Source organism: Stenotrophomonas maltophilia, assembly GCF_002799245.1.
GTDB lineage: Bacteria > Pseudomonadota > Gammaproteobacteria > Xanthomonadales > Xanthomonadaceae > Stenotrophomonas > Stenotrophomonas maltophilia_S.
The window spans coordinates 64,571-89,869 of the sequence record NZ_NEQV01000008.1; the positions used below are offsets into that span (position 1 = coordinate 64,571).

A 25,299-nucleotide genomic window follows, 5' to 3' on the forward strand; every position below is an offset into this window, starting at 1 on the left:
GTCAGAGCACCGCGTTGTGGAAGTCGAAGTTCAGGTCGCTGCCGGCCGACTGCACCATGTTGCCCTGGATGTAGTCGACGCCGCCGACCCACATCGCCGCTGCAGCCTGCGGATCCTCGATCTGCTGGCCGATGATCTGCAGCCCGGCGGCGTGGGCCTGTTCGATCGCCTTGCGCAGTTCCTCGCGCGTGGCCGGATTGGAATGGCTGCTGGAGAAGCGCGCAGCCATCCGCACGAACGACAGCGGCAGCTGGGTCAGCAGTGCATCGGCCTCGCCGCTGGGTTCGAACTGGCTCAGGCAGAAGCGCACTCCGGCACTGGCCATGCGCTGGCAGAACTGCTGCAGCGGCACGGTGTGGATCAGTGCGTCGGGCAGGCGGACGTCGATCACCAGCGCACTGCCGGGCAGGTCACGCTGCTGCAGCGATTCCAGCAGCCAGTCGGCAAAGGCATCGCGCTGCAGGGTGCGCAGCGACTGCGAGACGAACAGGTTCAGCGGCTGCGTCGCGTGCCGGTACAGATCCAGCAGGCCCAGCGCGTGGTCCATCACCTGCTGGTCGAGGTCGGCAATGCGGCCCGCTGCTTCCGCCGCCGGGATGACCTGGCCGGCGGCCAGCACCGTGCCATCGGCCTGGCGCAGGCGCAGCAGCAGCTGGTACTGCGCGGTGTTGCCGCCGGCGACGGCGACGATCGGCTGGTAGGCCAGTTCCAGCTGGCCTTCCAGCAACGCCAGGTGTTCCTGTTCGGTGACCGCCTGGCGGTGCACATGGCCGGCCACGCCGGCGCTGAGCAGGCGTGCCTGCAGGGTCGTGCGCTCGACCGCTTCCAGCGCACTGTTGGCATCCTCGAAGCCCGGCGACAGCGGCGCGTAGCCGACCACGCCGCGCAGGTGCACGGATTCGTCGTCGCGGATCACGAAGGCGCGTGCCGACAGCTGCTCGCGCAGGGTGGCGGCGATGCTTTCGAGGGCGTCCTCGTCGGCGTTGCGGGCCAGCAGCAGGAAGCTGTTGTCGTTCAGGCGTGCCAGCAGGTGCGGATGGCCGGCTTCGGCCAGGCGCTGCCCGGCCTGCACCATCAGCCGTTCAAACGCGGCATAGCCATAGCGTTCGCGCAGGCCCAGCGCGCTGGCCACTTCGATGAAGAGCACGCCGCCCTGGTCGCGGTGGGCGAGTGCGGTGTTGAGCTGCTGCAGCACATGGTGGCGTGTCGGCAGTCCGGTTTCCGGATTGCTGGTGGCCGGTGCGCCGGTGGCGCCGGGCAGGGTCGCGGCCTGGGCACGTGCGCGCCGGATGCGGTTGGCCACCGCCGCGATCAGGTGGCGGGGCCGGATCGGCTTGCTCAGGTAGTCGTCGGCGCCGCTGTCGAGCACTTCGAACTGGCGCTCCGGGTCCGGATCGCCGCTGAGGAACACGATGGGCAGCAGTTGCAGGCCAGGCTGCTGGCGGATCAGTGCGGTCAGGCGCATGCCGTCCAGCCCGGGCAGGTGCAGGTCCATCAGGATCAGGTCGGGGCGGTGCTCCCTGATCGCCTGCAGCGCGGCATCGGCATCGTTGTGCACGATCGCCTGCATGCCGGCGCCGTGCAGCACGCTTTGCGCGAACAGGGCCTGCGCACGATCGTCTTCAACGATCAGCACGCGGTAGGGCGAGTCCGACGGCGGCGGGGCCAGATCGTTGTTGCCGGCTTCGGCCTGTGTGATCGGGCCGGGCAGCGGCGGCGGCGCACTGTTGGCCGGCGCAGACGCGTCGGCCGCGACGGGCAGCAGCGGCGCAGCCATCGGCGCGGTCACCGCCGGACTTGCCGTCTCGGGGGCCCAGCGTTGCCAATGGTCGGCCGGAGGGGTTTCAGCGCGTCCCGGGCGGGCGCCCGCGGGGGATTCGTTTGCGGCCATCGGTGCTCCTGGTGTTCGCGTCCATTATGCGACAAGGCCGGCGCTCAACCGGTACCGGTGTGCCCTGGCGGTGATGCCGATGCACCGCGCGCCAGCCAGCGCACGCCCTTCCACAGGGCGCGCCAGACCAGCCACACCAGCAGGGCGCCGGCCAGGCTGCAGGCCAGCACCACCACCAGTGCGATCCACGGGTGCGCCAGCGCCAGTGCCAGGCCACCGATCACCACGGTGTCTTCGGCCGCAGAAGCGACCCAGTTGCTGGCCGGTTCCGGCGAGGTGTTGAGCAGGGCGCGGGTACCGGCCTTCAGGCCATGGCTGGCCAGGGCGACGCCGGCACCGGCGGCGAGTGCGCCGGTGCCCAGCTGGCCATCCGGCGACAGCGTGGCCGCCGCGAGGAATGCGCCGGCAGGCACGCGCGCGAGCGTCTGTACCAGGTCCCAGACCGAGTCCACGCCGGGGATCTTGTCGGCGAAGAACTCGGCGACGGCCAGCGCCGCCGACGTGCCCAGCACCCACCATGATTCGGTGGCCTGCAGGGCCGGTGGCAGGTCGACCCAGCCCAGCAGGCCGGCCAGGCCGACGCCGAACACGGTGAGGTAGACGCGGATGCCGGCCAGCCAGGCCAGCAGGATGCCGATCACGAACAGGTGGGCTTCGGTCATGGCGGTGCTCCGGCGACGGAACTGTGCAGGGGGCCACACTATCGACGATGGCGTGCCTGAACACCACAGACCGTGGCAGGACCCTGCGCAGGAAACCCACCCGTCCTGTCATACACTAGCCCGTCGTTTGCCACAGGGGCCGTACCGGTGTCGCCCCCGCGATACCCCGGAAACCACCCATGACCAACCGTCCTCCCATGCGCGTGCAGGTCCGCCTGCCCGGCGCGCCGCAACCGCCTGCCGACCGTCGCCGCCTGCTGGTGATCGGCGGCATCTGGCTGCTCAGCCTGGTGCTGGCGGTGCTCGGCGGCTGCTGGATGGCCACGCCCCGCGATGCGCAGGGCCAGCGCCTGCAGGCCGCCGAGAAGCGTGCCGAGACGCTGCAGGCGCAGCTGACCGAACTGCGCCAGAAGCAGGCCACGCTGGAAGCCTCCGATCGCATCAGCCGCGCCGCCAACACCGAGGTGCAATCCTCGCTGGCCGAGCGTGATGAGGAAATCGCCGGCCTGCGTGCCGACGTCGCCTTCTACGAGCGCCTGGTCGGCTCGACCAGCCAGCGCAAGGGCCTGAACACCCATTCGATCGAGTTCAGCCCGGAAGCGGCCGGCACCTGGCAGTACACCGCCGTGCTGACCCAGAACCTCAACCGCGGTGCCATCAGCCAGGGGCAGATGCGCTTCACCGTGGAAGGCGTGAAGAACGGCAAGCTGGCCACGATCAGCTGGGATGATCTGCACCAGCGCAGCAAGGTGCCGGGACAGGATTACTCGTTCCGGTACTTCCAGCAGATCACCGGCAGCGTGATGCTGCCGGCTGACTTCACCCCGCAACGCGTGCGGGTGACATTGGGGAGTGGTACGGGGGGTACCACCCAGGTATTCGACTGGAAACAGGCCGGCGCACCGGCCAGCAAAGGGGAGTAGGCAGATGTTCGGAAGCAGCAAATCCAACCGTGAAGGCCAGCTGGTGGTGGATGCCCTGATCGGCAACCAGGTGGTGATCCGCGGTGATGTGGAATTCAGTGGTGGCCTGTATGTGGAAGGCCGCATCCACGGCAAGGTGATTGCCGCCGAAGGCGCCAGTGGCGCGACCCTGACGGTTGCCGAGCACGGCGTGATCGAGGGTGAGATCCGGGCCCAGGTGGTGGTCATCAGTGGCCGCCTGGACGGCGATGTACACGCCACCGAGAAGGTCGAGCTGACCCCCAGCGCACGGGTCAATGGCAATGTCCATTACCAGGTGGTGGAGATGAATGCGGGAGCCCAGCTGAACGGCCGCCTGATCCATGCCAGCGCCCCGATGGCGGCCCTGCCGGCACCGGAAGGCGACGACGCCAATGGGGGCAAGGGCGACAACGCTGCACGCCGCAAGCTGGCCGAGGCGATGGCTTGAAAGCCATCGTCGGCGCCCCCATGCTGACACCATGAGCACGCTAGTCTCCCTGCCCGGCGCCACCCCGGTTGCCGCGCCCGATTACCAATCGCTGGAGCGCCCGCTGAACTTCACCGAGTCGGCGGCCGCCAAGGTCAAATCCCTGATCCAGGAAGAGGGCAACCCCGACCTGGCCCTGCGTGTGTACATCGAGGGCGGCGGCTGTTCGGGCTTCCAGTACGGGTTCGAGTTCGACGAGAACCGTGCCGAGGATGACCTGGCGGTACAGACCAGCGGGGTGACCCTGCTGGTCGACCCGCTGAGCCTGCAGTACCTGATGGGTGCGGAAGTGGACTACACCGAGAGCCTGACCGGTGCCCAGTTCGTGATCCGCAACCCGAACGCGAAGACCACCTGCGGCTGCGGCAGCAGCTTCAGCATGTAAGCAGGGCGCGGGGCCTGCCCCCTGCGCGACAAGGTGTGTGGAGCAAGCTCCACACCCACAGCTGCTTTGCGCAAAGTCTGCGGGTTGCCACCTGCATCGATTGGCGGCACGCTTGGCGGATGCCCAATATTCCTTCGCCGCTTTCCGGTTTCGCCTTCGTTGGCGAACCGTTGGAGCGCGCCGATGCCCTGCGCGAAGATGCCGATGCACTGGCGCGCCTGTGGCCGGGCGCGCGCATCCTCGTCCTCGATCACGATGGCAGCGCCTTCACGGGTGATGATGACCAGCCACTGGCGCTGACCGGCGATGACATCGGCGGTGGCCCGGGTGCCGCGATCTTCCTCGGCCTGCGCGGGGAGCAGGCGTGGTTCTCGGTCGAAGCGGCCAGCGTTACCGTCAGCGCACCGCGCCGTCTCGATCTTCGCCAGGCCGCATTGCTGTGGTCGGTGGCGGATGCGACCGCCTTCAGCTATGCCCGCGGCATGTCCTACTGGCACTCGCGCACGCGCTTCTGCGGCGTGTGCGGCGGCGCCGTGGCCTTTGCCCGGGGCGGCTTCGTCGGCCGTTGCGCGCAGTGCTCCACCGAACACTATCCGCGTGTCGACCCGGCGGTGATCGTCGCCGTGGAAAACCAGGGCCGGCTGCTGCTTGGCCGGCAGTCGAACTGGGCCCCGCGTCGTTATTCGGTGCTGGCCGGCTTCGTCGAACCCGGCGAGACCTTCGAGCAGACCGTGGTGCGCGAAGTCCACGAGGAGAGCAGGGTGCGTGTGACCGCCTGCCAGTACCTCGGTTCGCAACCATGGCCGTTCCCCGGCGCGCTGATGGTCGGCTTCCGTGCACAGGCGCAGGACGACCTGCCGACCGTGGATGGCGAGCTGGAGGACGCGCGCTGGTTCAGTGCCGAAGAGGTCGGCGCTGCGCTGGCACGCGATGTGGAGGACGATGGCCAGGGCATCCGCCTGTCGCCGCCGATCTCGATCTCGCGGGGCCTGATCGAGCACTGGTACCGCCAGCAGCGAGGCTGAGTCGGCGCATCTGCTGGGCCGGCGGTGGTAGCTGTATTGCCGCCACCTGAACACGGCCCGGGTTACAGTCCGGGTCACCAGCGAGGGCGCCGCTGTGACAGGTAATGTAGCGGCGCCGAGCGTTCTGTTTCGTAGGGAGACCTGCCATGTTCACCACTCTGGCTGCCGTGCTGGTGGCGCTGGCCCTGGGCCACGTTGCCCCGGCCGCTGCCGCCTCGCTGCGCCGTTTCGACGGCTTCCGGCGATGGCTGGGCTGGCTGGACGCGCGTGGCGGCAGGGCCTGGCAGGGACCGGCAGGTGTCGCGCTGGCGCTGTTGCCGCCGCTGCTGCTGATGGGCCTGCTGGCCTGGCTGCTGCGCGGTGTACTGTTTGGCCTGCCGTCGCTGCTGCTGGGGGTGACGGTATTGGCCTGGTGCTGGGGTCCGCGCGACCTGGATCGCGATATCGAGGCGATCATCGACGCGGATGACGCTGCGACGCGGCAGGCCGCGGTGCGCAACCTGCAGGCGGCCGGCGGCAGTCTGCGTGAGGATGTGCCGTCGCTGGTCGAAGCGACCGTGCTCAATGCGCTGCGGCGCTGGTTCGCGGTGCTGTTCTGGTTCCTGCTGCTGGGTCCGGCCGGTGCGCTGGGCTACCGGTTGCTGGCACTGATGGCGGAAAGCCCGATGCGTGCACGCGTGCCGGTGGAGCCGCTGGCGCTGGCGCAGCGCCTGCTGGGCTTGATCGAGTGGCCGGTGGCGCAGCTGATGGCGTTTTCGATGGCGCTGGTGGGCAACTTCGACACGGCGTGGAAGGCCTGGCGCCAGGCGCATGGCGAACGCCTGGCGGGCAATATCGGGTTCCTGGGCGCGGTGGCGCGGGCCAGCGTCAATGCCGAGCTGCGCGAGGATGCGCACGATTACACCGAGGCGGGGCTGTTGCCGGTGTGGCAGCGGCTGCCGGACCTGCGTGATGCGATGAGCCTGGTATGGCGGATGCTGCTGTTGTGGCTGGCCGTGCTGGCGCTGCTGGTAATTGCAGGCTGGGTGACGTAGTGGCTTTGGCAGGGCTTGCAGCCCTGCACCTGCAGAGGCAACAGCAACGGCGGCTCTGGATTGCTGATGGTTGGGCGGGGCGGTATGGGGCTGCAGGACACGCCGTAAACCCGTCAATGGGGGCTCGATGGCGCCATCCATGGCGCCAACGGTCCTGCAGCCCCACACCGCCCCACCCCCGACAGATTGCCGGTGACGGTGGGTCAACTGCGATTGCCGGTAGGTGTCGACCTTGGTCGACACGGTAGATCCACGCCGTGCGTGGATGCAGAGCGAAGCGATCCGCTTCCGCTTCCGCTTTTGATCTTCTCTTTCTTTTCCGTGGTGGACGCGCACGGAAACTGTCCGTGGCCGGGCGGGTGGGCTGCGCAGGGGCGTGAGCCGCATGGATGCGGCGACCGAGCTTGCATGGACGTACTTGCAGCGACCCCTGCGCAGCCCACCCGTCCGGCCAACCCCATGATCGACAAACGCCGCCCACCACGAGGGGCTGCGCCGTTGGCTGGAAACCTAGACCGGTGCCAGCGCGGTGAACGGTGCCCACGGCAGGTTGCGCAGCAGCGCATAGCCGGGCAACACCCACAGCCAGAACGTGGGATTGGCCAGTACCCGCATCAGCGGGTCGAGCACGCGCGGCCGGATGCCGGCGACGTTCAGCAGCATCAGCAACAGGAAGGGCAGGCTGATGACCAGCAGCGGGTTCATCGCCATCGCGCCAGGCAGGTCGAAATGGACCAGCGAATACAGGCAGCGGGTGCTGCCACAGCCCGGGCAGTACATGCCGGTCAGCGCGTACAGCGGGCAGCTCGGCAAGGGATTGCCGGCGACATATGGATTGACGTTGCGCAGCACGACCGCGGCGCCCGCAGCCAGGCCGGCGGCAGCCAGCAGGGGTGCCCAGCGGGCGAGTCGGGAATGGGCGGGAAGTGCGGACATTGCAGCAACGGATCCGGCGCGGGCGCCGGATCCGTCCACGCGGCTCAGTAGCCGCCGTTGCTCATTGCACCCATGCCGCCGAGAGCGACGATCAGGATGCCGTACAGCACGCCGACCACGACGGCGGCGATGGCCGACCAGATGGCCCACTTCTTGGCCTTGGCCGAGGATTCCTGGGCACCGGCGATGTCGCCAGCGGCCAGCTTGCCGTTGACCTGGGCGGCGTAGACGATCGACACGATGCCGGCCGGCAGGCAGCAGAACAGGGTGCTCAGGATGGCCCAGACCAGATTGTTCGGGACCTGCGGAGTGGTGGTGTTCATGGGTTCAAGCTCCTTGATGGGTGATGGTGGTGAATCATTGGTCGGAAAGAGCGCCCAGTACGGCCAAGCCGCCGAACAGCCCGAACCACAACAGCAACAGGACCGGCAGGGCCACGGCCGAAGCCACCGCCCACCAGCCCGCCTTGCGCGACGCGCTGTAGGCCCCCGGCAGGTCGCCGGCCGCGCGGCGGCCATCGACCTGGGAGGCATAGACGATCGACACCACGCCCAATGGCAGGCAGCAGAACAGCGTCGTCAGGATCGCCCAGACCAGATGGTTGGGGATGTAGACCGGACGGCTGAGCGGTGGCGGTTGATTCAAAACGAGACTCCATTCCTTGGTGGCCGGCCACGATGAAACGGCCGAACCTCCCCCCTGTGGGTGCGTAATCTACCTCAACCTGCGTTGCATGTATGCGTTTACAGTCAGATGGTGGCGCTTATGGTCATTGACTGGGCGCTATCAGACGGGCCTCTGTCGTGAAACAGAGGCCGCCCTTCGTGGGGGTGTTGGGGGCTGTCGCCCGGAACGGTTACCGCCGGCCGTGGGGCCGATCAGGCGTGATCGCCACGCAGCGCCCGCACCTGCGCCTCCAGCACCGGGGCGCTGGTGGTGTGGCCATCCACGGCCGGCGCCGCCACCACCTCGACCGTGGCGCGGAAACGGCGCGGCACGCGCATGCGGCCAAGGCGGCTGTCGCGGCGGCTCCACATGCTCGACCACATGCCGCGCAGCGCCATTGGCACTACCGGCACCGGCCGCCGCTCGAGGATCTTCTCGACGCCGGATTTGAACGGCGCCATCTGCCCATCGCGGGTCAGCGCACCCTCCGGGAAGATGCAGACCAGTTCGCCTTCGGCCAACGCGGCGTCGATTTCATCGAACGCGCGCTGCATCAGCGCCGGGTCTTCGCGCGCCCCGGCAATCGGGATCGCCTTGGCGGTCCGGAAGATCCAGCGCATCACCGGGATGTTGAAGATCTTGTAGTACATGACGAAGCGCACCGGGCGTGGAATGGTCGCCGACAGGATCAATGCGTCCATGTAGCTGACGTGGTTGCAGACCAGCAGTGCGGCGCCTTCGTCCGGCACGTTGGCCTCGATGCCGTGCGGGCGCAGCCGGTACAGGGTGCGCACCATCAGCCAGCTGAGGAAGCGCATCAGGAATTCGGGGACGATGGTGAAGATGTAGATCGCCACCAGCGCGTTGGCGATGGCCAGCGCCAGGAACTGCTGCGGAATGGTCCAGTGCAGCAGCTTGTGCGCGGCCAGCGACAGCAGCGCCGCCGCGACGATGAAGCCCGAGTTCTGGATGTTCAGTGCGGCGAACACGCGCGACATCTGCGCCTTCGGCGTGCGGCTCTGGATCAGCGCGAACAGTGGCACCACGAAGATGCCGGTAAACAGGCCGATGCCGATCAGGTCGATGACGATGCGGATGCTGCCGGGCTGCTGCAGGAACGGCCCGATGGCCAGCCCGTGCGCCGTCGCTTCGCCGCTGCGGGCGAAGTACAGGTCGAGCAGGAACGCGGTCATGCCGAACGCGCCCAGCGGCACCAGGCCGATTTCCACCGTGCGCGCCGACAGCTTCTCGCACAGCAGCGAGCCGACGCCGGTGCCGACCGAGAACAGGGCCAGCGCAAAGATGTACAGGGTTGGCTCGCCCCCCAGGTTGGTCACCGCGTAGGCCGGGAGCTGCGAGGTCAGCACGGTGCCGACGAACCAGAACCAGGACACGCCCAGGATCGAGTTGCGCACCGCCTTCTGCTGGCGCGCCATGCGCAGCACCGCCAGCGACTCCGGCAACGGATTCCAGTTGATCTTCAGGGTCGGATCACCGGCATCGACCTTGGGAATCATGCGTGCGGCGATGTTGCCGCAGACCGCCAGGGCGATGATCGCGCACGCCGCCACCACCGTGCCGTGGCTGCCGGCCACGGTGAACACCAGGCCGCCGACGATCATGCCGGAGAGGATCGACATCGAGGTGCCCATCTCGACCAGGCCGTTGCCGCCGGTCAGTTCCTCGGGCCTGAGCACCGACGGCAGCACCGAATACTTCACCGGGCCGAACAGGGTCGACTGCATGCCGGTACAGAACAGCGCGACCAGCAGCACCGGCAGGCTCTGGGTGAGGAAGCCGGTGGCCGCCAGCGACATGATCACGATCTCCATGGTGGTGGTGATCACGATCAGCCGCGATTTTTCCAGTTTGTCGGCGATCTGCCCGGCCAGTGCCGAGAACAGGAAGTACGGCAGGATGAAGATGGCCGGCGCCAGCGTGGCGTACAGCCCCAGTTCTTCCTCCGGCACGGCCATGAACAGCAACATGCTGATGATCGCCTGCCGGTACACGTTATCGTTGAACGCGCCGAGTGCCTGTACCACGAAGAACGGCAGGAAACGGCGCTGGCGCAGCAGGGCGAACTGGTTGTGACCGGACATGGAGCCTCCTTGACCGGCGCAGCCTAGCATTCCTGCCCACCTGTGGTGGGGGCCAATCGAGGGTGCGGACCGTTGGTCCGCACACCCCAGCGGCCTCAGACGATATCGTCGACCACGCCGCCATCCACGCGAAGCGCTGCACCGGAGGTCGCCGAAGCCTGCGGCGAGGCCAGGTACACCACCATGTTCGCCACTTCCTCGACCGTGGCGGTGCGCTGGATGACCGAGGACGGCCGCTGCGACATCACGAACTCGCGGCCGATCTGCTCCAGCGGCTTGCCGCTGCGCTGGCGTTCATCCTCGAACATCGCCGCGAAACCATCGGAGAGGGTCGGGCCGGGCAGCACCGCGTTGACGGTGACACCGCTGCCGGCCACGCGCTTGGCCAGGCCTCGCGACAATGACAGCTGCGCGGTCTTGCTGACCCCGTAATGGATCATGTCGGCCGGAATGTTGCGCGCCGACTCGGAAGAGATGAACAGCACACGGCCCCAGCCGGCATCGACCATCGCCGGCAGCAGCGCACGCGACAGGCGCACGCCGGACATCACGTTGGTCTGCCAGTAGCGCTCCCAGGTGGCGTCATCGGTTTCAAAGAAGTCCTGTGGGCCGAAGATGCCGGCGTTGTTGACCAGGATGTCGACCTTGGGCAGGCCGGCCAGCAGCGTATCGACACCGGCCGCATCAGAGAGATCGGCGGCGACGCCGAGCACGTCGGCCCCCGGAACGGTGACGAGCAGGTGCTGGCGGGCGCGCTCGACGCTGTCGGTGCTGCGGCCATTGAGGACGACGCGCGCGCCTGCGGTGGCCAGGCCTTGGGCGATGGCCAGGCCGATGCCGGCGGTGGACGCGGTCACCAGCGCGGTGCGGCCGGCGAGTTCGATCTTCATGCGGGGAATCCGGGGCGGGGGATTGGCCAGTATCTGTGCGGTCGTGTGATCGGGATGCAGCGCTGGATGCAACAGGATGTTGCGTCGACGGTAGCGTCGGACATCAGCCGGCGGTGCATCACCGCGGGCGTGCGCCGCGCTCGCCGGGCATGGCCCGGCGCTGCCGCTGTCAGGTCAAGCCCAGCACCGCCTGATTGGCCGCCGCCCGCACCTTCGGCAGCATCCGCAGCACCAGCGCCATCTGTGTGCGGATCAGCTGCAGTTTCGGCGGCATCGCCTCGTCGATCTGCTCCAGCTCTGCGGCCACCGCGCGGTCGGCGTCATTGTCATCTTCCGCGACCGGTTGCCGTGCGGTCAGGGCCGAGGCCAGCTGCTGCAGTGCCTTGCGCACGCGCTCGCCGGCCGCCAATGCCAGCGGATCGCCGGCATAGCTGTCCACCTGGTCGCGATGCGCGCCCAACGCCGACAGATGGCCGAGCAGCGTGTTGGACAGCGCCAGGAAGTGGAAGCCGGCATCCAGGTTGCGGCGCACATGGCCAGGTTCACGCAGCATGTTCGACAGCGCGGTGGACAGCGCTGCATCGGCGTTGTGCATGTCGCGGCGGGCGATGCGGTAGGCGAGGTCGTCGCGCATGCCGCTGCGGTACTGGCCCAGCACCGAATCCAGGTAGCGCGCAGCGGTGTCCAGCACGCGTGCCAGTACAAGATGCAGCTGGCGGCCCTGCCAGTCGGGCAGGATCAGGAATGCTGCCGCCGCTGCGATCGCACAGCCCAGCACCGTATCGACCATGCGCGGCACGATCAGCACGAAGCCATCGCCGATCAGGTTGAAGCAGGTCAGGGCCATCACGGTGATCGCGGCCGACGCCACCAGGTAGCGGTCGGTGCGGGTGAAGAAGAACAGCAATGCCGACAGCAGGGCGATCAGCAGCTGCACGTGCAGCTGCGGGAACAGCTGCAGCAGCGCCCAGGTCAGGACCAGGCCGGCCAGGGTGCCGACGATGCGCTGGGCCAGGCGCTGGCGGGTCGCGCCGAAGTTGGGCCGGCACACGAACACGATGGTCAGCAGCACCCAGGAACCGTTCTGCGCATTGAACAGGCGGATCGCTGCAAAGCCGGCGATCAGCGCCAGCGCCATGCGCAGGCCGTGGCGGAACAGCACCGAACCGGGCGTGAGCTGCTGGCGGACGCGCACGCCCATCTCGCGCAGGGTGTGCGGGTTGCTGTCGCGCAGGCGGGTATCGACGTTGTCCAGGCTGGCTTCGGAACGTTCGGCGTCGAGCAGCCGGCGCTCGATGCTGCGCAGGTTGTGCACCAGCAGGTCCAGCGAGCCCAGCAGGCGCTGCCACTGCGGGCGCTGCTGGTCGCGCAGGTAGGCCAGCGCATCGGCGAGGTCGCGCCCGGCCTGCTGGTTGCTTTCGCCGTACACGAACGGACGGCGCAGGCGGATCGCTTCGCCCAGGCGGGCGCAGGCCTGGCCCTGCAGGTCGAGCAGGCGCTGGCAGCGGTACAGCACGTCGCTGTGGAAGAACGCGTCCACCAGTGCACCGTACGGGTAGTGCGAGGAGCTGGCACGCTCGTGGAAATCCTGTGCCATGTAGTACAGGCGCAGGTACAGGCCGGAGTTCACGCCGGGCCGGCCGGAACGGCCGAAGCGGGCCAGGATCGCCGTCTTGGCTTCGTTCAGCGCGCCGACCACGCGGCGGTTCTGTTCGGCAAGATCGAGCTGGCGACGTTGCAGGTCGGCTTCGCGCACCGGCTCGAACAGCGCGGCCTTCAGCTGCAGGTAGCGGCCCAGCTCCTGGTACAACCGTGCTACGCGTTCGCGCACCGGCCGGTTGGCGAACAGTGCGGTCCACAGGATCGACAGCAGGCCGTACCAGACGGCACCGGCCAGCAGGTGGCTGACCGCTTCCAGCGCGCTGTGCAGGTCGCTGGCACCGTGCTGCTCCAGGCCGATCATGGTGTAGATCGCCAGCGTCACCGTCGCCTGGGCAATGGAGGCGTAGCGCTCGCCGAGCGCGCCCAGCAGGGTCAGCCCGAAGGTGGACAGCGCCAGCGCGCCAATGAAGATCCACGGCCACGGGAACAGCCAGATCACCGAGGCCGCAGCAATGCAGAAGCACAGCAGTGACAGCACCACGGCCTTGGTCCGGCCCCACCAGTTGTCGTCGGTTTCTGCGATGGCGCTGGCGATGATGCCGAGGAACACGCCCGGCAGGGCGGTCAGTGCATCAAACTGCCAGCACACGGCAACTGCCGAGGCCAGCGCGATGAACACGCGCAGGCCATAGCTGGCCTTCTCGTGGGCCCAGAGGCGACTGAGGCGGGACTGGCGGGCGGGCATGCAGGCTCGGTGGAGGGATCTCCGACCATTATTGCGGGCTGCGCGTGAAATAGGGGGCGTGCGGACCAGCGGTCCGCAGCCACCGGATATGCCTTGCTATGCCCGCTGCGCGCGCTTGAGCAGCTTCGCCTCGCGCCTGCGTGCGCGACGTGCGCGCCAGCGCTCGGCCAGGCAGGAGAAGATCACGTACAGCGCTGGCGTGCTGAGCAGGGTCAGGCTCTGCGAGAACAGCAGGCCGCCGATCATCGCGATGCCCAGCGGGCGGCGCAGCTCGGACCCTTCCCCCAGGCCGATCGCCAGCGGCACAGCCGCCAGGATCGCTACCATCGTGGTCATCATGATCGGGCGGAAGCGCACGATGCTGGCCTCGCGTGCGGCGTCGCGCGGCGCCAGCCCATGCTCGCGCTGCGCCACCAGCGCGAAGTCGATCATCATGATCGCGTTCTTCTTGACGATGCCGATCAGCAGTACCAGCGCGATCATCGAGATCACCGACAGCTCGGTATTGGTACCAAACAGCGCCAGCAGGGCACCGACGCCGGCCGCCGGCAGCGTGGACAGGATGGTGACCGGGTGGATCAGGCTCTCGTAGAGCATGCCCAGCACCAGGTATACGGTCAGGATCGCCGCCAGCACCAGGATCAGCATGTCGCTGGGGTCGGAGTTGAAGCCGAACCCCGCATCGTCAGCCAGGCGGATGTCGCCGGGCATGCGCATGCCGGCCACGGTGGCGTCGATGATCGCCTTGGCCTCACCCATGCTCACGTTGGGAGCCAGGTTGTAGCTGAGGTCCATCGTCGTGTACTGGTTTTCGTGGGTGATCTGCGACGGTGCCAGGCCCGGCATCTGGGTGGCCACCGCGGTGATCGGCACCATGTCGCCGTTGCGCGCACGCACGTACACCTCATCCAGCGCCGCCGGGGTGGCGGTCTGCGAGGGCAGCGCGTTGACCACCACGCTGTACTGGTTGATGTCCGAGTAGATGGTGGAGATCTGGCGCTGGCCGAAGGCACCGTACAGCGCGCCGTCGATGGCACCTACCGTGATGCCCAGGCGCGCGGCCTTGGCACGGTCGATCTGGATGTTCTGGCGCAGGCCGGCATTGTCCACGTCGGTACCGACGTCACGCAGCTTGGGGTTCTTCTTCAGCTCCGCCTGCAGCTTGGGCAGCCATTCCTGCAAGGCGGCCAGGTCGTTGCCCTGCAGGGAAATGCGGTACTGCGCGCCCTGGCTGGAACCGCCGCCGTCGTTGCTGGGCAGGTCCTGGATCGCGCGCAGGCGCAGCTGCAGGTCCGGGTAGCGGTCGGCCTTGGCACTGAGGCGCGCCAATGCATGTGCGGTGGTTTCGCGGCGGCCGTCGCTGCGCGACTTCAACTCGATGTTGAACTGTGCGCTGGAGCCCTGGCGACCGCTGCCCAGGCGCACACCCACGGTCTTGACCGCCGGGTCGGCCATCAGCATGTCGGTGATGCGGCGCTGGCGGGCGACCATGTCCTCGAAGGACACCGTGGCGCTGGAATTGGCCCGGCCCCAGATCAGGCCGGTGTCCTGCGGCGGGAACGCGCCCTTCTTCACCGCGCCGAACAGGAACACGGTGACGCCGATCAGGATCAGCGGGGTCAGCGACATCAGCAGTGCGTGGCGCAGCGAGAAGTCGAGGAACACGGTGTAGAGGCGCAGCATGCGCTCGTGGCCCGCATCCAGCCAACGGCCGAAGCGCGACGGTGGCGCGCTGTGGTCGTGTGCACTGAGGAAGCGGCTGCACAGTGCCGGAGTCAGCGTCAGCGAGACGATCATCGAGACCACGATGGCCGCCACCAGGGTGACGGTGAACTCGCGGAAGAACGCGCCCATCATGCCGCTGGCGAACAGCAGCGGGATGAACACCGCCACCAGCGAGGCGGTGATCGAGACGATGGTGAAGCCGATCTCGCGCGCGCCGGTCAGCGCCGCCTGCATGCGCGGCATGCCCTCGTCGAGGTGGCGCATGATGTTTTCGATCACCACGATCGCATCGTCGACCACGAAGCCGATCGCGATCACCAGCGCCAGCAGGCTCAGGTTGTTCAGGGTGAAGCCCATCACGTACATCACCAGCGCGGCACCGGCCAGCGACAGCGGTACGGTCACCGCGGCGATCAGCGTTGGTGCCAATCGGCGCAGGAACAGCGCCATGGTCAGCACCACCATCGCCAGGCTGATCAGCAGCGTGATCTGCACTTCATGCAGCGACGAGCGGATGGTCGGCGTACGGTCGAAGTACGGCGTCATCGTGGTGCCGGGCTGCAGGTAGTCGCGCAGGGTCGGGATCTGCGCCTTGACCCGGTCCACGGTCTCCACGATGTTGGCGCCGGCACGGGTGAACACGTACATCACCACCGCCGGTTTGTGGTCGAACCACGCCGCCTGGTAGGCGTCCTGCTGGCCGTCGTAGACGTTGGCGATGTCCTTCAGGCGGATGACCCGGCCGTCGCCCTGGGTCTTGACCACCAGCTCGGCGAAGTCGGCGGCGCGCGCGACCGAGTCGTTGGCGATGATCGCGGTGGTGGTGTTGCCATCGCTGAGGAAGCCGGTGGGCGAGGTCACGTTGGCTGCGCGCACGGCATTGCGCAGGTCATCGGCGGTCAGGCCCAGCGCGTTCATCAGGCGCAGGTTCACGTCCACGCGCACCGCCGGTGTCGAAGCGCCGGCGATGTCGACCGAGGCGACGCCGCTGATCTGGCGGATGCGCTGCGCCAGCAGCGAATCGGCGACGTTGTACAGCTCATCGGCCGACTGCGTCTGCGAGGTCAGCGCGATGGCGATCACCGGGTCGTCGTTCGGGTTCGCCTTCTGGTACATCGGCGAGCCCATGCCCGAGGGCAGGTCGGCCTGTGCCGAGTTGATCGCCGTCTGTACGTCGAGTGCCGCCGAATCGATGTTGTGGCCGCTCTGGAAGATCATGAACACCAGCGAGCTGCCTTCCGAGCTCGACGAGCGCATGCGGTCGATGCCCGGCAGCTGGCCCAGATGGCGTTCCAGCGGTGCGGTGACCGTGGAGGCCATGGTCGCTGCATCGGCACCGGACTGGCTGGCATGCACGAAGATCACCGGGATCTCGATGTTCGGCAGCGCCGACACGCCCAGGCGCAGATAGCAGATCAGGCCGACCATGAACAGGCCGATGGCCAGCAGCGCGGTGCCGATCGGGCGGCGGATGAAGGGGCCGGACAGATTCATCGTGCGGCCCCCCGCAGCAGCGGGGCGTGGATCATGCCTGCGGCTCCTGCAGCGAACCGTTGCGCAGCGCTCGCTGTTCGCGGCGGTGCGCCAGCCACTCGGAGAAGCGTTCCATGTACAGGTAGATCACCGGCGTGGTGTACAGGGTCACCAGCTGCGACAGCAGCAGGCCACCGACGATGGCGATGCCCAGCGGGCGGCGCAGCTCCGAGCCGATGCCGGTGCCCAGCGCCAGCGGCAGCGCGCCGAGCATCGCTGCGGCAGTGGTCATCATGATCGGGCGGAAGCGCAGCAGGCAGGCACGGCGGATCGCCTCATGCGCGTTGGCACCCGCGCGGCGCGCCTCGATCGCGAAGTCGACCATCATGATGCCGTTCTTCTTGACGATGCCGATCAGCAGCACGATGCCGACGATGCCGTCCACCGACAGGCTCAGGCCGCACAGCATCAGCGCCAGCAGTGCGCCGACACCGGCCGGCGGCAGCGTGGAGATGATCGTGATCGGGTGGATGTAGCTCTCGTACAGCACGCCCAGCACGATGTAGATCACCACCAGCGAAGCCAGCAGCAGCCACACCACGTCGGTCTGGCTGCCGGTGAACTCGGCGGCCTTGCCGATGAACTCGGCATGCAGGTGGGTGGGCATGTCCAGGCTGTCCTTGGTCTCCTGGATCGCACGCACGGCTTCGGACAGCGAATAGCCCGGTGCCACGTTGAACGAGACCGTCACCGCCGGCAGCTGCTGCTGGTGGCTGACCACCAGCGGCGCACTGCTGACCTTGCCCTCGGCCAACGCCGACAGCGGAATGATGTTGCCGGCGCCGACAGTGATGCCAGTGTTCTGCGCACCGATGCCGGTGGCGGTCGATGAGTTCGACGAGGTGACCTGGCCGAAGCTGGTGGCGTTGGTGCCGGTCAGTGCGCCGGCACCGTTGGAAGCGACAGCCAGCTGTTCCATCAGCGCCGTGCTGGTGCGGAACTCCGGCGCCACTTCCAGCACCACGCGATACTGGTTGAGCTCGGTGAAGATGGTCGAGATCTGGCGCTGGCCGAAGGCATCGTAGAGCGTGTCGTCGATGGTCTGCATCGGCACGCCCAGCACGCTGGCCTTGTCGCGGTCGATGTTCAGCTCCAGGGCGCGGCCCTGGTTGGACAGGTTGTTGTCGACGTCGGCCAGTTCCGGGCGCTTGCGCAGCGCTTCGGTCAGGCGCGTGGCCTGGGTCGCCACCGTCGCCGAATCCACGTCCGACAGCGAGTACTGGTACTCGGTGGCGGCAACGCGGGTATCCAGGGTCACGTCCTGCACCGGCTTCAGGTACAGCGCCACGCCCGGAATGCCGGCCACCGCCTTCTGCAGGCGTGGCAGGATCTCGTCCAGGCCATCGCGCTGGCTGCGCTCCTTCAGCACGATCGACAGCTGGCCCTGGTTGAGCGTGGGGTTCATGCTGCCGGCACCGATGAACGCCGACACGCCGGTCACATCCGGGTCGTGCCGCAGCGCTTCGGCGACCTGCTTGGTGCGCTGCTCCATCTGCGGGAAGGCAATGTTCTGGTCGGCCTGCACCACACCGGTGATCAGGCCGGTGTCCTGCTCGGGCAGCAGGCCCTTGGGAATCAGCACATACAGCAGCACGGTCAGCACCAGTGCGCCGCCGGCCACGGCCAGGGTCAGGCGCTGGTGGCCCAGCACCCAGTCCAGGCTGTGCTCGTACAGCCCGACGGTGCGCGTCCACAGGTTCTGCTTGCCGGCCGCCGCCGCGCGCTCATGCGCGTCCTCGCCCTCGGGCAGGGCATCTGGCTTGAGCAGGTAGGCGCACATCATCGGGGTGAGCGTCAGCGATATCAGCATCGACAGCACCACGGCGATGCTCAGTACCCAGGCGAATTCATGGAACAGGCGGCCGGTGACGCCGGGCATCAGCAGCAGCGGCAGGAACACCGCCACCAGCGAGACGGTCAGCGACAGCACGGTGAAGCCGATCTGGCGCGCACCGATCTCGGCCGCTTCCTTGCCACTCTTGCCCTGCTCGATGTAGCGCACGATGTTCTCGATCATCACGATCGCATCGTCGACCACGAAGCCGGTGGCCACCACCAGCGCCATCAGCGAAAGGTTGTCCAGCGACATGCCGGCGAAGGCCATCACCGCGAAGGTGCCGGCCAGAGACAACGGCACCGCCACCGACGGGATGATCGTGGCCCACAACCGGCGCAGGAACACGAGGATCACCGCCACCACCAGGCCGATGGTGAGGATCAAGGTGAACTGCACTTCATGCACCGAGGCGCGGATCGTCTCGGTGCGGTCGTTGAAGATTTCCAGGTGCACGTCGGCCGGCAGCACGCCCTGCAGCTGCGGCAGGATCGCGCGGATGCGCTCGACGGTCTGCACGATGTTGGCACCGGGCTGGCGCCGTACTTCCAGCAGCACCGCCGGCTTGCCATCGGCCCAGGCGGCCAGCTGGTCGTTCTCCACGCCATCGATCACCTTGGCCACGTCCGACAGCCGCACCGGGCGGCCGTTCTTGTAGCTGATGATGGTGTCGCGGTACTCGGCGGCGCTGGCCAGCTGGTCGTTGGTGCCGATGCTGTAGGACTGCGTCTTGCCGTTCAACGAACCCTTCGGCGCATTGACGTTGGCCTGGGTCAGTGAGCTGCGCAGCTGTTCCAGGGTCAGGCCCATGTTCGACAGCTGCGCCGGATTGACCTGGATGCGCACGGCCGGGCGCACGTTGCCGGCAATCGAAACCAGGCCGACGCCCTGCACCTGCGACAGGCGCTGGGCCAGGATGGAGTCGGCGTAATTGTTGACGTCGCGCAGCGGGCGCGTGTCAGAGGTCAGCTTCAGGGTGACGATGGCCGCGTCAGCCGGGTTCACCCGGTTGTAGACCGGCTGGTAGGGCAGCGACGAGGGCAGGGTGGCCTGGCGGATCGCCGCCTGCACGTCCTGGGCGGCGATGTCGATGTCGCGGTCCATCGAGAACTGCAGGATGATCGTGGACAACCCGGCCGACGAGTCGGAGGTCATCAGCTCCAGCCCGGAGATCTGCCCGAACTGGCGCTCCAGCGGGGTGGTGACCAGCGAGGCCATGGTGGTGGCGTTGGCACCGGGATACTGGGTGGTGACCACCAGGCTGGGCGCATCGATTTCCGGCAGCGCCGACACCGGCAGCTTGCGGTAACCGAGGATGCCCAGCAGCAACAGGCCCGCCATCAACAGCGAGGTGGCGATCGGGCGGCGGATGAAGATCGTCGAAAAGCCCACGGACTGATCCTTGCTGGCACTTCAATGTCGGCGCCGGCAGGTTCGCCGGCGCGAGGGAGATCAGTGGCCTGCGCTCAGCGCGGGCCACCACCGCGACGGCCACCGCCGCCCGCGTTCTTCTGTTCGGCCGCCTTCAGTTCGGCCTCGGTTGGTGCGGCAGGGGTCTCGCCCGGCTTCAGCGCGGTGACCTTGCTGCCTGGCTTCAGGCGGAACTGGCCTTCACTGACCACCCGCTCGCCGCCCTTCAGGCCTTCGGCGATCTGCACCTGGCTGTCGCCGACTTCCACACCGCTGCGCACGGTCTGCATCTTTACCGTGTTGTCGCCCTGCACGATGTAGACGTACTCGCCGTCCGGGCCACGCAGCACCGCCTGGGTGGGGATGACCACGCCGCCGGCAATGGTGCGCAGCTGCATGCGCACGTTGACGAACTGGCCCGGCCACAGGCCGTTGTCGGTGTTGTCGAACAGGGCGCGCGCCTTGAACGTGCCGCTGTCTGCACTGATCAGGTTGTCGACCACGTCGAGCTTGCCGTCGCCGGACAGCACGTGCGAATCGGCGCGGTCCAGCGCGGCCACCGGCACCGTGCCGGCGGCCTGCGCCTGGCGCACGTCGCCGAGCTGGCGCTCGGGCAGGTTGAACAGCACATGGATCGGATGGATCTGGGTCAGCGTGACCAGTGCGGTACCCGCGTTGACCACGTTGCCGGCGTCGACCGCACGGATGCCGGCGATGCCGGAAATCGGTGCGGTGACCTTGGTGTACTGCAGCTGCACCTGTGCCGAGCGCATGCTGGCCTCGTTGGCGGCCACGGCGCTTTCGTACTGTGCCACTTGGTTTCGTTGTGTATCCAGATCGGTCTTGGCGACGTACTGGCGATACTCCGGGGCGTTCGAGCGCTGGAAGTTGGAGCGCGCGGTGGCCAGCAGGGCTTCGTTCTGGCGCTTGGCCGCAGCGGCCTGGTCATAGCTGGCCTGGGCCGTGCGCGGATCGATCACCGCCAGCACATCACCCTGCTTCACTTCCTGGCCTTCGCGGAAATTCAGGCTCATCAGCTGGCCACCGACCTGCGGGCTGACGGTCACGGTGTTCATCGCGGTCACCGTGCCCAGCGCGCTGGCATACACCGGCACGTCCTGGCGCGTGGCATCCACCACGGTCACCGGCACCGGGCCGGCATTGGGGTCCTCACCGCCCTGGCGCGCGCCCGCAGCCGCACCCCCGGCCTTGTCCTTGCCCCCGCCCATGACGCGCAGGCCGACCACGGCCAGCACCAGCACTGCCACGACCAGCAGCACGATCTTCCAAACACGTGACATTACGAGGACTCCGAGAGGGCTGGACCGGACGGGACGCCGGGGGCAATGCGCAAAGCATACCTGTGCCACATCACGTTTCCTGCATGACGGATGGGACGGGCGCTAAGACCGGATCCGGCGCCGGAGGTTCCCGTGGCGGCGGCGTTGCCCTACATTCAGCTGGAACCCCTTGCCATGGAGATTGCGATGCGCCGTTCGCTGCTGCTGTCCGCCCTGCTGCTGGCCCTGCCGGCCCTTGCCCACGCCCAGGACGGGCAGCGCCCGGAAGTGACCGCTGCCGCGCAGCGGCTGCAGGCCAAGGTGGTCGAATGGCGCCGCGACTTCCATCAGCACCCGGAGTTGTCCAACCGCGAGGCACGCACCTCCGCCGAGGTCGCCAAGCGCCTGCGTGCGATGGGCCTGAAGCCGAAGACCGGTATCGCCCACCACGGCGTGGTGGCGATCATCGAAGGCGGCAAGCCCGGCCCGAAGATCGCGCTGCGCGCGGACATGGACGCGTTGCCGGTGACCGAGCAGACCGGCCTGCCGTTCGCCTCCAAGGCCACGGATCAGTACCGCGGGCAGACCGTGGGCGTGATGCATGCCTGCGGCCATGACGCGCACACCGCCACCCTGCTCGGCGTGGCCGAAGCACTGGTATCGATGAAGAAGGACCTGCCGGGCCAGGTGATGCTGATCTTCCAGCCGGCCGAGGAAGGCGCACCGCCGCCGGAAGAGGGTGGCGCCGCGCTCATGCTGAAGGAAGGCCTGTTCGCCGACTTCAAGCCAGAGGCGGTGTTCGGCCTGCATGTGTTCTCCAGCGTGCAGGTGGGGCAGATCGCCGTGCGCGGTGGCCCGCTGATGGCCGCCTCGGACCGTTTCGGGATCAAGGTGATCGGGCGCCAGACACACGGTTCGGCGCCATGGAACGGTGTTGATCCGATCGTGGCCACTGCTGATCTGGTCGGCACTGCACAGACCATCGTCAGCCGCCGGGTGAATCTGTCCAAGCAGCCGGCGGTACTGACCTTCGGCGCGATCAACGGCGGCATCCGCTACAACATCATTCCCGATGAAGTGGAGATGGTCGGCACCATCCGCACGTTCGACGAAGGCATGCGCCAGCAGATCTTTGCCGATCTGCGCAATGTGGCCGAGCACACGGCGGCCGCGCACGGTGCCAAGGCGGTCACCGACATCTACGAATCGGAAGGCAATCCGGCGACGGTGAACGACCCGGCACTGACCGCGAAGATGCTGCCGAGCCTGCAGGCGGTGGTGGGCAAGGACAACGTGTACGAGCCGCCGCTGCAGATGGGCGCGGAGGATTTCTCGCTGTACGCGAAGGAAGTGCCGGGCCTGTTCTTCTTCGTCGGTTCCACCAGCGTGGGCATCGACCCGGCGACGGCACCGGCGAACCATTCGCCGAAGTTCCTGCTGGATGAGAAGGCGCTGGACGTGGGGTTGAGGGCGCTGCTGCAGGTGAGCCTGGATTACCTGCACGGTGCGGGTACCCCGGCGGGGTGAGGGTTTCCGGCAGGGTGAGGATTTCCGGCAGGGCTTGCAGCCCTGCACCCGCCTAAATCAACGTCAACGTCAAAAGCGGGCATTCCGTGGGAAGGCGGGGTGGATCCGGTGGCAGGGGACGCTGCAAGTACGTCCATGTAAGCTCGATCGCCGCATCCATGCGGCTCACGCCTCTGCCACCGGACCCACCCCGCCTTCGGCAGTTTCCCGCGAGCTGTCGGAACGACATCCTGCTTTGGTGGGTGTCGACCTTGGTCGACACGGCGGACGTCATGAACGTCTGAAGGATCGGCTTCTGATTTTGATTTTCCTGATCTTTCCCGTGGTGACGCGGGAAACTGTCCGTGGCCGGGAGGGTGGGTTGGCTGGGAGCGTGAGCCGCATGGATGCGGCGACCGAGCCTCCATGGACGGATTCACGGCGTCCCCCAGCCAACCCACCCTCCCGGCCAACCCTCAGTCCCCAGGCTTTCAGCACCCACCACGGAGGGGCTCCGCCGTTGGCCGGCCCGGCCGAAGGCCCGCCCTGCGCGCGATACAATGACTCCCATGAACACCCCACAGGATTCCAGCCTCGGTCGCGAGGTCAGTTACCCGTCGCAGTACGATCCCGGCCTGCTGTTTCCCATCCCGCGCATCGGTGCCCGCGCCGAGATCGGCCTCGATGACGCCGCGCTGCCGTTCGTCGGCCATGACCGCTGGCATGCCTTCGAGCTGAGCTGGCTCGACCCGCGTGGCAAGCCGCAGGTCGCCGTCGCCACCGTGCAGGTGCCGTGCACCTCGCCGCGGCTGATCGAATCGAAGTCGTTCAAGCTCTATCTCAACTCCCTCAACAGCACCCGCATCGACAGTGCCGAGGCACTGCGCGTCCGCATCGTGGCGGATCTGTCGGCCTGCGCCGGTGCGCCGGTCCAGGTCGAGTTCGGTCTGCCGGGCCTGCGTGAGACGCCGCTCGGCGAATCCATCGACGGGCTGGACGTGGAGATCGACTGCTACGGCCCGCCGCAGGCGGACTTCCTCATGGCCGATGCGGGCGAAGTGGTGGAAGAGACCCTGGTCTCGGCGCTGCTGAAGTCCAACTGCCCGGTTACCGGCCAGCCGGACTGGGCGACGGTCAGCCTGCGCTATCGCGGACCGAAGATCGACCGCGCCGGCCTGCTGCGCTACCTGGTCAGCTACCGCGAGCACGCCGAGTTCCATGAGCAGTGCGTTGAGCGGATCTTCAGCGAGGTGTCTGCGCGCTGCCAGCCGCAGTGGCTGGAAGTGGAGGCCCGCTACACCCGCAGAGGGGGCCTGGACATCAATCCCTGGCGCGCCAGCCCGGGCATCGCCACCCCGGTCGCGACCTACCGCGAACTGCGGCAGTAACCGCCGCAGGCGGTTACGGGTAGTGCCGGCCGCTGGCCGGCAACTGCGTGGAACCGGACTCCAGGGCAAGCCGGCCAGCGGCCGGCACTACCGGACACCTTCCCTCCCGATTGTTCAGCCGCCCCCGGGGGCGGCTTCACATCTGCACCATCCCCATTTAACAACCGCCATGGCACCGTGCGAGTCACGTAGTCATGCAGACGGGAGTTGTGGATGAGTACCGAGAAGAAAGCCGATTTCTCCGGCGTCAGTGGCAGTGTCGACAGTACCGCCGAGCAGGTGCCGAAGGCGGACTTCTCCGGCGTCAGCGCCTCGGTGGACAGTACCGCCGACGTTGTGAGCGGCGGCACCTACACCGTGCAGAAGGGTGACTCGCTGTCGAAGATCGCCAAGCAGCATCTGGGCGACGCCAATGCCTGGAAGAAGATCTTCGAAGCCAACCGCGATGTACTCGACGACCCGGACAAGATCTTCCCGGGCCAGACCCTGAAGCTGCCGCCGAAGTAAGCCGGCCATCGAACGCTGTCCGCCAATCCCTGGGAGGAACCCCGAATGATCAAGACCACCCCGCTCCAGACCGCCCTGATCGCCGCCCTTCTGGGCAGCGTTGCCCTGGTCGGTTGCAAGAAGAAGGAAGAGTCGACCGACAGCAATGCCGCACCGGCAGCCACCGCCCCGGCCGAGCCGGCGGCGCCGGCACCGATGACCGGCGCACCGCCGCCGATGGCCGAAGCTGCTGCGGTCAGCGTGTCTGCCGTCACCGTGGGCAAGACCGCCGCCGCCGACAAGTCGGTTGCACCGGCGGCACTGTTCGCACCGAAGGATGACGTCATCGTCTCGGTCAAGACCGACGGCGCCGCCAACAATGTCAATGTCGGTGCCAAGCTGACCTTCCAGGACGGCCAGGTGGCCGGCGAACAGAACGCGACCCTGAACACCAGCGGCGCGGAAACCACCAACGTCACGTTCAAGAATGCAAAGGGCTGGCCGGCGGGCAAGTACCGCGCCGAGGTCATGGTCGATGGCAAGGCGGCCGGAACGCCGCAGGAGTTCGAGGTCAAGTAAGTCCTGCCGACTCTCTCCCGGCAGGGCTCACGATGGACGCAGCCGCGAGGCTGCGTCCTTTTTTATTGGGCGATGGCTGGCTTCATCATCCACGCATGGCGTGGATCTACTGATGCAGGGCGGGGCGGGCTTCATCCACGCGTGGCGTGGATCTACCGCGGATGGCCGACGCCAATCCGTGCGTGATGC

General features: G+C 67.6%; 20 protein-coding genes. 9 read left to right on the forward strand and 11 right to left on the reverse strand.

The genetic code is table 11. The features are described from left to right. Position 1 precedes the first annotated feature (1 nt). Positions 2–1,891, reverse strand: a complete 1,890-nt coding sequence (locus B9Y64_RS20055; protein ID WP_100442146.1) for an EAL domain-containing protein — start codon at positions 1,889–1,891, stop codon at positions 2–4. Between the two features lie 44 nt (positions 1,892–1,935). Further along, complete coding sequence (locus tag B9Y64_RS20060) at positions 1,936–2,553, reverse strand: DUF4126 domain-containing protein (protein WP_100442147.1); 618 nt, start codon at positions 2,551–2,553, stop codon at positions 1,936–1,938. 179 nt (positions 2,554–2,732) lie between these two features. On the opposite strand from B9Y64_RS20060, the gene B9Y64_RS20065 reads away from it, so the two are divergent. From B9Y64_RS20065 to ampE, 5 genes are all read left to right on the forward strand, one after another. Further along, positions 2,733–3,476 (forward strand): DUF6776 family protein, encoded by a 744-nt coding sequence (locus tag B9Y64_RS20065; protein ID WP_100442148.1) that lies wholly within the window; start codon positions 2,733–2,735, stop codon positions 3,474–3,476. 4 nt (positions 3,477–3,480) lie between these two features. Further along, positions 3,481–3,945, forward strand: coding sequence for a bactofilin family protein (locus tag B9Y64_RS20070; RefSeq protein WP_100442149.1), 465 nt, complete (start codon positions 3,481–3,483; stop codon positions 3,943–3,945). A 31-nt stretch (positions 3,946–3,976) separates the two neighbouring features. Next, positions 3,977–4,369 (forward strand): iron-sulfur cluster insertion protein ErpA, encoded by a 393-nt coding sequence (erpA, locus tag B9Y64_RS20075; RefSeq protein ID WP_005419789.1) that lies wholly within the window; start codon positions 3,977–3,979, stop codon positions 4,367–4,369. 119 nt (positions 4,370–4,488) lie between these two features. Then, positions 4,489–5,394 carry an NAD(+) diphosphatase gene (gene nudC / locus B9Y64_RS20080; RefSeq protein WP_100442150.1) on the forward strand — a complete coding sequence of 302 codons (906 nt, stop codon included), beginning with the start codon at positions 4,489–4,491 and terminating at the stop codon, positions 5,392–5,394. A 146-nt stretch (positions 5,395–5,540) separates the two neighbouring features. Further along, positions 5,541–6,428 carry a regulatory signaling modulator protein AmpE gene (gene ampE, locus B9Y64_RS20085; RefSeq protein WP_100442151.1) on the forward strand — a complete coding sequence of 296 codons (888 nt, stop codon included), beginning with the start codon at positions 5,541–5,543 and terminating at the stop codon, positions 6,426–6,428. A gap of 510 nt (positions 6,429–6,938) precedes the next feature. Here ampE and B9Y64_RS20090 read toward each other — a convergent pair. The 9 genes from B9Y64_RS20090 to B9Y64_RS20130 form a co-directional block, all read right to left on the reverse strand. Continuing rightward, positions 6,939–7,364 (reverse strand): DUF2752 domain-containing protein, encoded by a 426-nt coding sequence (locus B9Y64_RS20090; RefSeq protein WP_100442152.1) that lies wholly within the window; start codon positions 7,362–7,364, stop codon positions 6,939–6,941. Between the two features lie 44 nt (positions 7,365–7,408). Further along, positions 7,409–7,687, reverse strand: coding sequence for a CD225/dispanin family protein (locus tag B9Y64_RS20095; protein WP_100442153.1), 279 nt, complete (start codon positions 7,685–7,687; stop codon positions 7,409–7,411). A gap of 34 nt (positions 7,688–7,721) precedes the next feature. Then, positions 7,722–8,009, reverse strand: a complete 288-nt coding sequence (locus B9Y64_RS20100) for a CD225/dispanin family protein (RefSeq protein WP_005419784.1) — start codon at positions 8,007–8,009, stop codon at positions 7,722–7,724. 233 nt (positions 8,010–8,242) lie between these two features. Continuing rightward, positions 8,243–10,132, reverse strand: coding sequence for an MFS transporter (locus B9Y64_RS20105; protein ID WP_100442154.1), 1,890 nt, complete (start codon positions 10,130–10,132; stop codon positions 8,243–8,245). 95 nt (positions 10,133–10,227) lie between these two features. Next, positions 10,228–11,022: an SDR family NAD(P)-dependent oxidoreductase gene (locus tag B9Y64_RS20110; protein WP_100442155.1), complete on the reverse strand. Its 795-nt coding sequence runs from the start codon at positions 11,020–11,022 to the stop codon at positions 10,228–10,230. A 169-nt stretch (positions 11,023–11,191) separates the two neighbouring features. Beyond that, positions 11,192–13,369, reverse strand: coding sequence for a YccS family putative transporter (yccS, locus tag B9Y64_RS20115; RefSeq protein WP_100442156.1), 2,178 nt, complete (start codon positions 13,367–13,369; stop codon positions 11,192–11,194). Positions 13,370–13,465: 96 nt separating this feature from the next. Beyond that, on the reverse strand, positions 13,466–16,588 hold the full coding sequence (locus tag B9Y64_RS20120) for an efflux RND transporter permease subunit (RefSeq protein WP_100442157.1): 3,123 nt from the start codon (positions 16,586–16,588) through the stop codon (positions 13,466–13,468). A 31-nt stretch (positions 16,589–16,619) separates the two neighbouring features. Next, entirely contained in the window at positions 16,620–19,853 is a 3,234-nt protein-coding gene (locus B9Y64_RS20125; RefSeq protein ID WP_100442158.1) for an efflux RND transporter permease subunit, read from the reverse strand. Between the two features lie 74 nt (positions 19,854–19,927). Continuing rightward, positions 19,928–21,172, reverse strand: coding sequence for an efflux RND transporter periplasmic adaptor subunit (locus tag B9Y64_RS20130; protein WP_100442159.1), 1,245 nt, complete (start codon positions 21,170–21,172; stop codon positions 19,928–19,930). Between the two features lie 186 nt (positions 21,173–21,358). On the opposite strand from B9Y64_RS20130, the gene B9Y64_RS20135 reads away from it, so the two are divergent. The 4 genes from B9Y64_RS20135 (at position 21,359) to B9Y64_RS20150 (ending at position 25,110) form a co-directional block, all read left to right on the forward strand. Beyond that, positions 21,359–22,678, forward strand: a complete 1,320-nt coding sequence (locus B9Y64_RS20135) for a M20 family metallopeptidase (protein ID WP_100442215.1) — start codon at positions 21,359–21,361, stop codon at positions 22,676–22,678. A 548-nt stretch (positions 22,679–23,226) separates the two neighbouring features. Further along, on the forward strand, positions 23,227–24,045 hold the full coding sequence (queF, locus tag B9Y64_RS20140; protein ID WP_100442160.1) for an NADPH-dependent 7-cyano-7-deazaguanine reductase QueF: 819 nt from the start codon (positions 23,227–23,229) through the stop codon (positions 24,043–24,045). A gap of 213 nt (positions 24,046–24,258) precedes the next feature. Further along, positions 24,259–24,552, forward strand: a complete 294-nt coding sequence (locus B9Y64_RS20145; RefSeq protein ID WP_005419771.1) for a LysM peptidoglycan-binding domain-containing protein — start codon at positions 24,259–24,261, stop codon at positions 24,550–24,552. Between the two features lie 45 nt (positions 24,553–24,597). Beyond that, positions 24,598–25,110 carry a hypothetical protein gene (locus B9Y64_RS20150; protein WP_100442161.1) on the forward strand — a complete coding sequence of 171 codons (513 nt, stop codon included), beginning with the start codon at positions 24,598–24,600 and terminating at the stop codon, positions 25,108–25,110. Positions 25,111–25,299 lie beyond the last annotated feature (189 nt).